Here is a 12832-nt window from a genome sequence, read left to right as displayed (position 1 = left end):
TCCAAAGCCCGGGCGGTCCCGTTATTTGGCTAAAACAAAAAAGCGCTTGACGCCCCCATCTTCATAACAAACCCGGCGCTGTCAGTAATTTACAGACCGGGAAAGGGCATTCTACTCTGTGGACTATAATTTATAGGACCGCCCCCCTGACTGGCCGTATGAGGGCTTGGAAAGGAAAAGTACCGCAACAGCGCCTGTACTTCGACGACCATCAATGGGTCAAAGGATCCGGTCCAGCACCCCATCCAATGGAATGTAGCATTGCAGGCTGATCCTTGGCGGTAAGAAGAATCCTGTTTTCGTAATGAATGTGTAGAAATTACAAAAGTTCCCCATTTCCAGATTAACGCGCCGGTTATAGCTTATGCCAGCTTGTAATCCCAAAATATCCATTCGATAGCCGCGGTGTACTGCGCTGCCGCAAAAACCAAAGTAAGGGCGTGTTTTTCCTGCGCCCAGGTGTGTACCAACGGCCACTTCAAATGTTTTCAGAACCCGCTTCCGGATCGGATCGGGATAGAAACCAAGCGGTACGTTAGGTGTTAACAAAAAGCTGATTTTAGTGTATCCGTTATGAAATCTTCTTGGAAAGTTCAACCTGATCCCAACGCCGCAGGTAGGTTTATATTGGGCCGCAAAGGAGCGACCTTTCCAATTTTCGAGACAAATATTTGCCTCAAGATCGCAGGTAAGTCTATCATCCTTGGCGCTATACGACACATTGTCGGTCAGAAATGATCTGTTATACCTTTCAATGTACCGTTTCAGATACTTTTCCTGATACAGCGGTGGGGAGTCTCTGAACCGATCCGCATCCCCGCAGAAACGTGCAAGTTGCTCTTTATATTTATCATATATTAAAAGGTACGTTTGCCCGCCAATTAATTTATAAAATGGATAGTTATATAGTTCTTTTAAAGAATCACTCTTTTCCAGAAAAAAATGAGAATGTTCTGACGCATCGGTAAACTCAAACAGCGCAACCTTACCGCCTGCAACCAATTCCTGCAAAAATACCTGAACAGAATCGTCGGTTTCCAGTGACGGGCTATATCTATACGTTTGATTCAGCGTAATATTCAACAAGCCGACTTTTCTGCTTTTGTAGATTTCTCTGGCGGGAATAACGCCAAATCCCCTGATATCCTGTGCCGAAATTGTCTGGGGCGCTGCATTCAAAATCTTAAATTGAATTCTTCTCGGGCTTTCCGCCCAGTTTTCATCTCTGATCGATCCATGGATAGTATCATTTTTGCTGTTGATGATATATCCTTCAACAAATTTACCCTGAGCCAGGAGTTTGATCGGGATGATCAAATGGATGAGAGATAGCAGGATAACTCTTTTGGAAGAAAAATGAATGCATATGTAAACAATGTGTGTGAAAAGATTCTTCATAGGTGTGTTTAAGATTGTGTGATTATCGCTATTAGCCATTTTCTAAAAATTCGCTCATTGATCATCAATTGGAACAATTCTCAAACTATCGATCCATTTACTGTCTGACAGCAATTGTTTTTTTTCAATTGGAACTAGTTTAAGATAGAATCCTTCATAAGGAGCATAGAACTGTTTGTAGATATAATAGAATGCGTTCGATTTTTGCGCATAAGCCCCTAATACACCGATCGAAAAACTTTCAAAGCTTGGATCACCTTCCAGATATTTAACAGTCGACACGATTTTTTTATTTTTGACAAAAACAAGAAGCAAATTTCCTTCCGTAAAAATACCAACCCCACCCTCAAACTCCCATTCCATTCCTAGTTGTCTTTCTATATCCTCTTTCCGCGCACTTCCTTTTATCGCATACATTCTGTCCCAATCAAATTTCGTTAAAGTATCTAGTCGCAAGATTATGCATTCTGATTCTTTCAACTTGAACGAGGCTCTTTTCAGAACTTTATTTAGCCCATTTTTAAATTCTTTATCTTCAATAGATTCATATTTTTTAATGGGCTCACATGAATAAAATAATGGTAAAAACCACATCCAAATGAATAATATCTTGCTCATATCTACATCGTTAATTAGTTTTGATAGCTTCTTTATCTTTTCTCATGTTTTCAATCACCATTCTAATCTTTGCAACCTGTTCTTTATACTTTTCGTCGGCTAAGTTTAATTTTGTTACTCTTTCTTTTTTGTTTTCATCATAAGTTACGATTGTCAATTTCCCTGCAAGTCCAGCGTCCAGCACCCTACTCAGCACATCCGAACTCGAGACTAAAATTGACAAATCACCACCAATTTCTACCCCTACCTCGTTATTTAAGAGATCCATCTCACGTAAGACACCATTAATCTGCGTTTGTTCATTTAAGTCGGCGACTTCCTGCGCATCCAACTGCCCAATCTTACTCGACAGTAAAGCAGTTGTAAACGTATGCTTAATTGCATTTTTCAATCCCCCGTCGTGTGGAGCAAACGTTTTTACAGTAGTTTCTCCATTCATTAAAGGGTTATCTCCCAACTGCCTTTCTAACCTTTCTCCCTGTGTTCCAGCATAGTAGCCAGCCGCCGCATTAATTGGATGCCTTTTGGCATAATCTCTAAAATGAAGTTGAAAAGAGTTCCAGTGAACCTTCTCCTTCACATAATCCTTAACTCTACTCCAAATTCCCTCTCCCGGCCACATTCCATCGGGATCAACAAATCTCATAGGATTATCAAAAGCGTAACCGTACGGGCTCCAACCTCCTCCTTTTTCAGCCAACGGATCCGCAATACCCCACCTGCCTACCTCCGGCATATACATCCTCGGCCCGTAATCCAGATACCCGATCCCCACCTGCAATTCCTTGCCATTATAAAGGTATCGGTTATATCCGTTCCTAATCACTGCCTGTTGCACCGGATTGTTTCGATCGATTTCAAGTCCGAAAGGGTAGTAATCCGTCCGTTGCAAGGTCTGCCCTTTCTCGTCAAATACAAGCCGCACATTGCCCAGATGGTCTTTCAGGTAATACTCGAACTTGATATTGTTGTTTCTGAAAACAGCCTGACCTTCCGAAAGCGAAACGCGATAGGGACTGTTTGCATTCCCGACCTGCCGATACTCGAATTTACCGGCGTATTTCAAAGTCAAGGTATCGAAAACATATTTCTGCTTGCTGCCCGTTGCGTCGTAATCGTAGGTTGCCGTCTTGGGACCGATAGTGATTGTTTTAGGCAGGTTCAGGTAGTTGTAAGTTAGCGTGGCACCGCGGCTGCCATCCGAAGTCATATTACCGTTGCCATCATAGCCGTAGTTACTAACCCCATTTTTGACGCCCAGATTGCTACCACTTCCGTCCGTGATGGTTGAGAGTCGGTTGCCCAGGTAGGTGTAGGTCAGGTTGTCAGTCACGGCCCCAGCTCTGGTGAGCGTTTTGATATTCCCATTCTTATCATAGGTAATGCCGCTTTCGGTGTCGCCATATCCGCCAATGCCCGCAGAGCGTGTTATTCGGCTTGCACCGTCATAAGTTAAGTTCAGGCCATTAGTATAAGCAACCTCATCCTTGTTGAGCCATTGCATCTGGCTCACATTGCCGTTGGTATAATTGTTCCCGTTAGCGTACGCCAAACTGTATCCAAACACATTCTGCTCAGGGCTATTGTCCTGCTGTTTATAAACGGCTTTCCCCTCAGTCTGCCAGCCCCGGATATTGTGGGTATAACTTATTTTCCGCAGATAGTGGATATTGTCCGCCGAATGCAGCCATTGGCTCTGTTGCAGCCCCAGGGCATTGTAGCGTTGCGCGGTCGTGAACGCCTCTTTAGTCTTGTTCCCGCTGATGACTTTTTCTTTGACACTCAGCAACCTGTCCGCATGATCGTATTGAAAGGCAGCTGTATGGCTATGCGTTACATTACCTGCCAGCATCTGCTCAGTCTTTTGTTCGGAAAACACTGGCGCCAGATCGTATTTGTATTGGTTCGACACTCGTTCCAGACTGTTTGCTCCGAGATCATTTAGTTCCCTGCTGACTTGGACCGGTCTGTATTCAACATCATAGTACGTAACGCTGGTCAACCAACCTCCTGTCGCCCCACTTCCGGGAAGCAACCTCACACGCGTTCCTGTAACCTGTCCTTTTACGGCCGCATTGGCCGCCGGATAATATACGGGATTGTAGCTCAAATTTGCATTCTTTGAGAATGAATAGTCATCGTAAAATGTGATGGTCAAGAGATTCGCTTCCGTGGCAGTTTTCGGCGCCGTTTTGTCCATGGTGTAGCCCTGGATTGTCCCATTGCTGCGCTCTTCATGATGTTCGGTACTAGCGTCGACGGCCGCCGCCCAGTTCTGTCGTGTTGCATTGGAAAGGATCTCTCCGGTCAAAACAGGGCGATCCAACGCGTCATACTTGGTAAATGCCCAAACGCCTCGGGCCATCTGATTGGCGTCTCTTGCAAGTACCGGGCGATCATATTGGTCATAAACCAGCTCCGTTACTCCGCCACCAGGTATGCGCTTCACCGTCATTCTCCCCCGATCATCATAGTCGTACGTGAACGCGTAATCGGTTAGCGAGGCGATATCCTGGTAATTTGGTTGTAAAACACCCCTGAGAAGACCCCCGTCGTCATACACATAATAAGTCGATAACGAATTGCCTGCTCCTGCCACCATCTGACGACAGATCAATTGTCCTAACATGTCCGTAAATTCGTTGATCACATTACCCTGTTCGTCCGTGATGTTCTTATAAGTCAATGTCCCCGGCGCATATTGCCCCATTTGTACGATCGTATTCGCTGCTGGGTCATAGTCATAGCGATTGACTTGGTTGGCTCCGTTTATCTTCTGTTTGATAACCGAGTTGCTACTTTTATTTCCCGGTGCTCGTTCGCCAGACACGCGCCCTAGGGGCGATGGATCAAAAAATGTTTCCTGACAAGGTCTTCCCAGATCCGATGATTGTAAACCTGCCGTGTTGGTTGCGTACCAACTTAAAGCCTCAGTCGCAGCATTGCCATGAAAGGCTCCAATACCCGCTGCCGCATAGGGCAAATACTTTTTAACGACCCTGCCGTCCGTAGTCACTGATTAGCGACGACCAGTTTTCGCAACCAAACCACCATCCGCCGTCGACTCTCGCCAACTTTCTATATACGGAGAAATACATTTGATTTCCGAAATCGCCACGTTCGTAGACAAAATTAACCTCCTGTCCCGTAGGACTGACAATCGACTTCAAATACCACGCATTGCATGCCCAAGTATCTTTTCCCTGATCAAAAAAGTCGATGCTGTACTCCATAAACGCCATATCGCTCCCGCCAAAAATATACTTCGTTCCGAACTCATCGGTAAGAATAAAACCCTGAAAATACTCCATGTACTTCCCAGAATTGAAAGTAGACCATGGGTTGCCGCCTTTAATACTCGCAGAAGGAATAAATGGTGTATAAAGGTGGATATTGGGAGTCGTGATCAATTCTACCTTAACCGGTCGGTCACACTGTACTTTCCAGGCTCCATCGCTTCCGAAATAAAAGTTGCCTGATAGTCCGGGTAAATTGAATGTATACTCATCGGGCTCGGTATCCACGAAAGTTCCCGTTTGAATCGACATGGTAAGCGAAGTCTTTATAATAGTGTCCGGAAGAGCCCAGTTAGTTCCGCTATTAATGAAGTACGTATTCATGTAACCTAGCTGGTCCGGTATTCCAGCAATCGGAATATACTCGTCGTAACCATCTTTAACCGTTCGCCTCACAGAGTAATTGGCAGACAGGCTAAAATTCAATCCGGTCCAGCCAGCGCGTACATCTGGCCGGACTCCTGCTGCATTGTAATGCAATGCAATGGGTATATTTACATTACCAGCTTGGACAGACTGCAGATCGATCGTAATCTCGGGCTTACCGGTATATAAAGAAACGGGTATTTCGCCGTAAGCACCCAATGTGGCAGCATTCGGGCTTTGGATTGTTTTGGGCGCTTTAGGTATGTGCTCCTGAGTACTCAACAACATTTTGGGAATATTACCCGCTTTCACGCTGTCGATAGTGAAGTGCTTCACCTGAGCCAGCCCAGGGACGACTAAAAGCATAACTGCGCACAGTGACAAGGAAATTATGTTTTTCATTCCGATAGAGTTTGTAAAAATGAATGCATGTAGAACCTCACACTTTCTGTGGAAGCGCATAAAAAGAGCTACATGTAACGAAGTGAGCACCAGCAAGCATTAGTTCGACCGCGGACTCCAACTAATGCAATCGCAACAAACCTAACTTCAATTTTTTCATTGAAAAATCTAAATTACCAAGCTGCCGATTTTGGCAATCAAACGGATTGATGTTCGGGTCCTAACCCCTATTTTTGCTAAAATTTTATCATATTAACAGGAAGTATCGTTTCTATACCGAAACCGGGCTGTGAAGAATGAACCCTAAGAAGTGCTGTCAGGAGATTTACTTTCTGCTTTTTATCCTTTTGATTTCCCATTTTTCATGCGGTCAGACGGTCGTAGCCGACAGTCGTGGCAATGTGATCATCGGGGATATTACCGTTGAAGGCAATCACCGGACACGCACCGGCATCATTATGCGGGAAATGGCGATCCGCCGGGATGATACACTGTCCAGGGAATTACTCCAAGAAAAGCTTGAAATCGACCGCCGGAAGGTAATTAATACCAACCTTTTCATCACGGTCGACCTCCTTACACGGCCAAATGTCGATTCGGTTCATACGGACGTCCGCATTGTGGTCAAGGAACGTTGGTATTTCATCATACTCCCCGTTTTCCAACTGGCCGACCGGAATTTTAATGAATGGTGGTACGAGCGAAAGCGCGACCTCTCCCGCACGACCTACGGCGTGTACCTGAGTTACGGAAATGTAACCGGCCGGGCCGACAAACTTCGCTTTCTGGCCGAATTCGGATTTATTCCCAAGTTTGAAGTCGCCTATACCCTTCCCTACATCGATAAAGCGCAGAAAACCGGAATTACGATCGGCACCTCCTATTCTATTAATAAAAACACCGCATACAGGACCTGGCGCGACAAGCTTCAATACCTGAGCAGTGAGGAGATCAATCGCGAACGCTTTTACACATACGTCAGCCTTACACGGCGCAATAAATACTATACTTTCCATTCACTGGATCTCCGGTGGAGTTTCACGGGTATTTCGGACACGATTGCCACTTTGAATCCCAATTATCTACTCAATGGGAATAAACGGCAACGTTATTTTCAATTGACCTACACCTATAGCTACGACAAGCGGGATAACGCACAATACCCATTGCAAGGGCAAACAGCCGGGGTACAAATATCAAAAACAGGCTTGTTGCCCAACGACGATGTGAACACCTTATACATGTATGGCTCGTTCCGCAAATTTATTCCGCTTGGCAAAAAATGGTTTTTCAACACCAATCTTCGCGGACGGGTTTCTTTCCCGAAAAAGCAGCCTTATACTCAGACAGTCGGCCTTGGCTATCGCAATGATCTGGTGCGGGGTTACGAGCTTTACGTGATCGACGGTCAGGATTATGCTTTAATTAAGAACGAGCTGAAATACAAGCTGTTCTCCTTTCAAAAACACTTTTCGTTTATCCCGGTACGGCAATTTAACACCATACCGCTGGCTGCCTACATCAACACTTTTGCAGATGCCGGTTACGTCAAAAACAGTTATCCCGAGTTCAGCAACACGCGGCTGGGGAACAATATGTTGTATGGAGCCGGGGCCGGCCTCGATATTGTGACTTTCTACAATATCGTGGCAAGGTTTAACCTCACACTTAACGGGGAAGGCGAACGCAGGTTCTTTTTTAACCTTTCCAGGGAATTCTGACGTCATTTTCAAAAGTTTTAAATATGGCTAAATTGCGAAGGCAACATCAAAGTAGTTACAAGGCACGATAATTTTCCACTTATATCAATAACTGAATGCTTACAACCTCTACACGCATGAATACGTTAAAAAATGGTGCTGCGGTATTGATTCTCGCACTACTCTCAACGGGATGTGACACCAAAACCAATGAAAAGACCGAGGCCGCTGCAGACTCCGTAGTGCTGCATGACACAGCTCCGGCAGACCTGAACAGCGACCAGTCGGAATTGCTCAGCACGATTTTGGGCCCACAGCAGGACGCAGCGGCGCAGACTATCCTCAGAGGAATTTCATTTGGCGACCCGATCGCGAAGGTTAAAGCCACTGAGACCTTCGAAATGTTTGAAGAAACAGCTGACCATCTTGGGTATACGTCGGAGACCGCGCGGCTCGAGACGATCGACGTGCAGTACTTTCTGACACCCGATAAAAAAGTAAACAAGATCATGGTCGATGTCTACCTTAATAGTCCGGATGCGACCAAACAGCTGTGGAATGCAGGCAAACGTCATTTTAGCGAAGCCTATTCATCGCCTACAGAGGCAGCCAGAAAAATGACCTGGAACAATAAGTCTATCCGGGTTCAGATGGAAGATGTTTCCGAGGGTAAGGATTATGGTTTGAAATTTCAATTCTTCCCGGCCGATAAAAATGCCTTGGCCGTAAATTAACACCTATGAAAAACGCAAGATCAATCATTCTGAGCGCATTTTGCCTCATCAGCATTTCAGTTTCCGCACAAAAACCATCCAGAAAAGACGAGGTCGTAACGATCGCTACCGATAAAGGGACTATGCGCTTCATTCTGTTCAATGAAACGCCCAAACACAAAGCCAATTTTCTCAAACTGGCCAAGGATAAGTTTTATGACGGCCTGCTTTTCCACCGGGTGATCGACGACTTCATGATCCAGGGCGGTGATCCAAACTCCCGCAATGCGAAGCCTGACGATATGCTCGGCAAGGGTGACAACGGCTATAAAGTGCCGGCGGAGTTCAATGCAAAACTGTTCCATCAGAAGGGTGCATTAGCTGCTGCAAGAGACAACAATCCGGCAAAAGAATCCAGCGGATGCCAATTCTACATTGTGGAGGGGCGCAAATGGAGTAAGGCCGATCTCGAGAAACAAGGTGCCCGCGCTGCCAGGAAGCTGACTGACGGTCAGAAAAAGTTGTATGAAACCGTGGGCGGCACTCCGCACCTCGATGGCGCTTACACCGTTTTCGGCCAACTGATCGACGGCATGGATGTAATTGATAAAATCGCGTCCGTTGACAAAGACGAGCGTGACCGGCCTGAAAAGGATGTTTCCATGAAGGTTTCTGTTAAAAAAATGAAGAAGAAAAAAATCACCCGCAAATACGGCTGGAAATACGAAGCTTAAATTGAAAAAGAAGAAGATCCTCGTCACCGGTTCCAACGGACTGCTGGGCCAAAAACTGGTCGAACTGCTCGCTTCAAAATCACATATCGAAACCATCGCCACGGCGCGGGGTGAAAACCGGCTGCCTTCCGGACACGGTTACCGGTACCTCAAAATGGATGTTACGGATCCGCAGGCTGTTGAGGACGTTCTGGGAACCGTCCGTCCGGACGTGGTGATCCATACCGCGGCGATGACGAACGTGGATCAATGCGAAATGGAAAAAGAGGCTTGCTGGAAGCTAAATCTCAATGCGGTCGAAACACTCGTCCGGATATGTGGTAAATATGACATATTCCTGGAACACATTTCCACAGACTTTGTTTTCGACGGAACTTCGGGACCTTATCGGGAGGAAGACCCTCCCAATCCGATCAGCTTTTATGGGTGGAGCAAGTATGCTGCCGAGAAAGCCGTCATTTCGTCTGGCATCCGGTGGGCAATCGCAAGAACAGTCCTGGTTTACGGCATCGCACACGACATGAGCAGGAGCAACATCATTCTCTGGGTAAAAAAGTCACTGGAGGAAGGCAAAGCCATCAAAGTGGTCACCGATCAGTTCCGGACGCCCACGCTCGCCGAAGACCTTGCCACGGGTTGTTTTCTGATAGCAGACCAACAGGCAGAAGGAATTTTTCACCTATCCGGAAAGGACTTTCTCACGCCCTATGAAATGGCACTCATGGCAGCCGACTATTTCGGTCTCGACGCCTCGCTGATCTCTCCCACGGACGCCTCCGCATTTACGCAACCCGCCCGCAGACCTCCCCGCACAGGCTTTGACCTGACGAAGTCCCGGAACATACTCGGCTACGAACCGCACACATTCCGGGAAGGTATTGCAATACTGGCATATTCACTTCAATGATCAGATGCTGCGAGGGCGAGTGTAGTCAGTGCCCGCGCAGCATTTAATCAACTGTACAATTTCTCATAATACTCCCGTGCCATCCGATCGGAATTGAATGGCTCGTTGACCGTATTCATGCTGTTCAACACCATCTGCCTCCATTTGTCGGGCGCATTGTAGTAAGTCGGAACGACTGTATTTTCGAGCGTCTCCATCAGGTTGTCGCAATCCTGCTTGTTAATATCCTCGCCCTGCGCAACGGGCAGCAGGAATGCATTTTCGCGGTCTTTTGCGAACTCACAGATCCAGCCATCGAAGGTGGACAAATTCAGCGATGCATTCATAGCTGCCGTCATTCCGCTCGTACCGGACGCCTCGCGGGTTACGACGGGTGTATTTAACCAGATATCAGACCCGTCTTTCAATTGCTTTGATAATGCCAGCTCATAGCCGGTCAGCACGGCCATATTAGGAAAGAGGTGACTGAGATAAAACAGGTGATTAAAAGTATTGACTGCTCCTTCATCCTTAGGATACGGCTTACCGGCCCAAATCACCTGAACCGGGCGATCCGTATTGGACATCAGCTTTTTGAACCGTTCGAGATCCCACACGAGCATGTCCGGTCTTTTGTAGGCCGCAAACCGGCGTGCCCATACAATGGTGAGTACATGAGGATCAAAAATCTTGCCGCATTGATCAGCTACCGTTTTGAACAAAATCTGTTTAAGCTCCTTTTTCCGGTCTGCAATCTGGTTTAGATCTCCCGTAACTCTCGCCTTTTCAAGCGTCGCGTCAGTCCAGTAAGCATTGTTCTGCGCGTTGGTAATGTGGTCGATTGGCGCGATTTTGGGATATATTCCCCACATTTTTCTCGAAACATCTCCGTGCAACTTAGAAACGGCATTCGCTTTTCGGCTGAGGCTCAGTGCAGCCAGCGAGTGGTTGAAGGTCCCGTCGCGCATACCGCTGATTTTCCTGACGGTTTCCAGGTCAATACCGGAAAAGAAACCGAGCTTTTCCAGGAAATGAATATCATGTTTTTCATTACCGGCTTCCTCGGGTGTATGGGTTGTAAAAACGACCCGTTTCTTAACCTCTGCTGCTTTTTTGTATTTTTTAAACAAGTGAAAAACCGCAGACACGGCGTGGGCTTCATTCAGGTGATAAACCTGCGGCTCATATTGCAGCGCTTCCAGCAGGCGTGCGCCTCCTATACCCAGCACCATGCATTGCGCCACCTTGTATGAAACATCCGAATCGTATAACGAATAGCTGATCGCCCTGACCGACTCGTCATTTCCATCCGTATCGGTCGTGAGCAGGAAAAGCGGGGCGGAATTAAATACTTCGGGATCCAGGTAATAGGCCGCCACCCAAACGTCCTTGCCCATGACCTGTATCTGAAACCGGATCTGAGTGTCGGTCAGAAACGAATACATCTTCTCCCGGAAATCGGGCTGCATGCTTCCGTCTTTTCCCCGGTCCTGATCGTAATAGCCGTATTTCCACAGCATTCCGATCCCGATGAGGTTCTGTTTGAGCGCGTAAACGCTCCGCATATGCGAGCCCGCAAGAAAGCCCAGTCCGCCGGAGTATATCTTCAACGCCTGATCGACGGCGAATTCCATTGAAAAATAAGCTACTGATTTTTTATAGTTTTTGCCCGCTGAAAATGGATGTTGATAGGGAACCTTGAAAGTTTGCTGTGACATCAGAAGGAGTTTTGGTGAAAAACAATAGGCCTGTCCACACCCAATCTATAAAATTATGCCATATCAAAGTTGAAAGACAGCCAATTAACAACACAAAAAAACCCGACCAGATTTCCTGGCCGGGCGTAGATGGTTTTTATCGGGATGTTATTTCCCAAAAAGGCGGGCCCAGAAGCCTTTTGCCTTGGTTTTGGTCTCCACTATTTTTTCAGAAGCTGCTTCTTTCAACTCGTCGATTTCCGCAGCGGCTTTCGCTTTCAATTCTGCCGCCTTGGCCTGTGCTTCGGCAAGCTTTTCTGCGGCGATTTCCTTGGCGTCTTCAAAAGCCTCCGCGGCATCCTCTCTGATATCTTCAAACTTCTCAGCAGCAGCCTCCTTGATATCCCCGAACTTGTCCGAAGCAGTCTCCTTAAGATCTGCCGCTTTATCCGACAAGTCTGAAAATACCTCTTCAGCTTTCACTTTACCGGCAGCGATGCCCAGTTCCACTTCGTTCTGAAGTTGTCCTATTTTTTCGGAAAATCCCGACTGTACTCCTGCTGCTTTCTCGATAACTTCTTCTTTAACCGCTTCCGCTTTCACAGCTGCCTCCTCTTTCACTTCGGCTACGGTTTCTTTCACTTCTTCCGCTTTATCCTCAACAACCTCAACTACTTCCGTGGTCTTGGTTTCGGCCTGCGCTTTCAGGTCATCCAGCGTTTCATAGACTTCCGTCTTGATGCCATCTGCCGCTTCCGTTGCCTCTTCAACCTTCGCTTCCGCTTTGGTTTCCAATGCTGCTACCTCTTCTTTCACCACTTCTTTTGCCTCATCCTTGATTTCCAGCACCTCTTCCACTATTTCATCTTTGGCATCCGCAGTAGTGACTTTCAGCTCTTCGACTTTATTTTCCAGCGATTCTTTTCCTTCTTCTGGTGTAGGTTCTGTATTCTCTGCCATGGGAAATATGCTTTTTAAGTGGGAACAGTTGATAAGATGAATGCGTAAGCTACAAAGGAGTT

10 protein-coding genes and 1 pseudogene are annotated in these 12832 nt (G+C 46.7%); 4 read left to right on the top strand and 7 right to left on the bottom strand.

What is annotated here, in order from left to right; all coding sequences use genetic code 11:
* Positions 1-219 precede the first annotated feature (219 nt).
* The 5 genes and pseudogenes from BP71_RS29625 to BP71_RS29605 form a co-directional block, all read right to left on the bottom strand.
* Complete coding sequence (locus BP71_RS29625; RefSeq protein ID WP_496385224.1) at positions 220-1398, bottom strand: hypothetical protein; 1179 nt, start codon at positions 1396-1398, stop codon at positions 220-222.
* A gap of 54 nt (positions 1399-1452) precedes the next feature.
* Positions 1453-2016 (bottom strand): hypothetical protein, encoded by a 564-nt coding sequence (locus BP71_RS29620; RefSeq protein WP_496385223.1) that lies wholly within the window; start codon positions 2014-2016, stop codon positions 1453-1455.
* 10 nt (positions 2017-2026) lie between these two features.
* Positions 2027-4846 carry an RHS repeat domain-containing protein gene (locus tag BP71_RS29615; protein ID WP_496385473.1) on the bottom strand — a complete coding sequence of 940 codons (2820 nt, stop codon included), beginning with the start codon at positions 4844-4846 and terminating at the stop codon, positions 2027-2029.
* Between the two features lie 21 nt (positions 4847-4867).
* Positions 4868-5032 (bottom strand): annotated as a pseudogene (locus tag BP71_RS29610) (hypothetical protein); the annotation flags it as partial.
* Positions 5007-6080, bottom strand: coding sequence for a hypothetical protein (locus BP71_RS29605; protein ID WP_496385222.1), 1074 nt, complete (start codon positions 6078-6080; stop codon positions 5007-5009). The gene BP71_RS29605 and the pseudogene BP71_RS29610, both read right to left, overlap by 26 nt.
* A gap of 296 nt (positions 6081-6376) precedes the next feature.
* On the opposite strand from BP71_RS29605, the gene BP71_RS29600 reads away from it, so the two are divergent.
* The 4 genes from BP71_RS29600 (at position 6377) to rfbD (ending at position 10134) form a co-directional block, all read left to right on the top strand.
* Entirely contained in the window at positions 6377-7801 is a 1425-nt protein-coding gene (locus BP71_RS29600; RefSeq protein ID WP_496385221.1) for a BamA/TamA family outer membrane protein, read from the top strand.
* A 116-nt stretch (positions 7802-7917) separates the two neighbouring features.
* Entirely contained in the window at positions 7918-8514 is a 597-nt protein-coding gene (locus BP71_RS29595; protein WP_496385220.1) for a hypothetical protein, read from the top strand.
* Between the two features lie 5 nt (positions 8515-8519).
* Positions 8520-9227 (top strand): peptidylprolyl isomerase, encoded by a 708-nt coding sequence (locus tag BP71_RS29590; protein WP_496385219.1) that lies wholly within the window; start codon positions 8520-8522, stop codon positions 9225-9227.
* Between the two features lies 1 nt (position 9228).
* The gene (gene rfbD / locus BP71_RS29585) at positions 9229-10134 is read left to right on the top strand and encodes a dTDP-4-dehydrorhamnose reductase (RefSeq protein WP_496385218.1); all 906 of its coding nucleotides are present in this window, start codon (positions 9229-9231) and stop codon (positions 10132-10134) included.
* A gap of 47 nt (positions 10135-10181) precedes the next feature.
* On the opposite strand, the gene glgP is transcribed toward rfbD, so the two are convergent.
* Both glgP and BP71_RS29575 read right to left on the bottom strand, forming a co-directional pair.
* Complete coding sequence (gene glgP / locus BP71_RS29580; protein ID WP_496385217.1) at positions 10182-11831, bottom strand: alpha-glucan family phosphorylase; 1650 nt, start codon at positions 11829-11831, stop codon at positions 10182-10184.
* 147 nt (positions 11832-11978) lie between these two features.
* Complete coding sequence (locus BP71_RS29575) at positions 11979-12770, bottom strand: hypothetical protein (protein ID WP_496385216.1); 792 nt, start codon at positions 12768-12770, stop codon at positions 11979-11981.
* Positions 12771-12832 lie beyond the last annotated feature (62 nt).

Source organism: Dyadobacter ginsengisoli DSM 21015 (assembly GCF_059568735.1).
This window is presented reverse-complemented; position numbering and strand designations above follow the sequence as displayed.

What these genes read in the sequence shown, in the direction of transcription:
- BP71_RS29625 (WP_496385224.1), bottom strand. Translation starts at nt 1,398, where the DNA reads ATGAAGAATCTTTTCACACACATTGTTTACATATGCATTCATTTTTCT.
- BP71_RS29620 (WP_496385223.1), bottom strand. Translation starts at nt 2,016, where the DNA reads ATGAGCAAGATATTATTCATTTGGATGTGGTTTTTACCATTATTTTAT.
- BP71_RS29605 (WP_496385222.1), bottom strand. Translation starts at nt 6,080, where the DNA reads ATGAAAAACATAATTTCCTTGTCACTGTGCGCAGTTATGCTTTTAGTC.
- BP71_RS29600 (WP_496385221.1), top strand. Translation starts at nt 6,377, where the DNA reads ATGAACCCTAAGAAGTGCTGTCAGGAGATTTACTTTCTGCTTTTTATC.
- BP71_RS29595 (WP_496385220.1), top strand. Translation starts at nt 7,918, where the DNA reads ATGAATACGTTAAAAAATGGTGCTGCGGTATTGATTCTCGCACTACTC.
- BP71_RS29590 (WP_496385219.1), top strand. Translation starts at nt 8,520, where the DNA reads ATGAAAAACGCAAGATCAATCATTCTGAGCGCATTTTGCCTCATCAGC.
- glgP (WP_496385217.1), bottom strand. Translation starts at nt 11,831, where the DNA reads ATGTCACAGCAAACTTTCAAGGTTCCCTATCAACATCCATTTTCAGCG.
- BP71_RS29575 (WP_496385216.1), bottom strand. Translation starts at nt 12,770, where the DNA reads ATGGCAGAGAATACAGAACCTACACCAGAAGAAGGAAAAGAATCGCTG.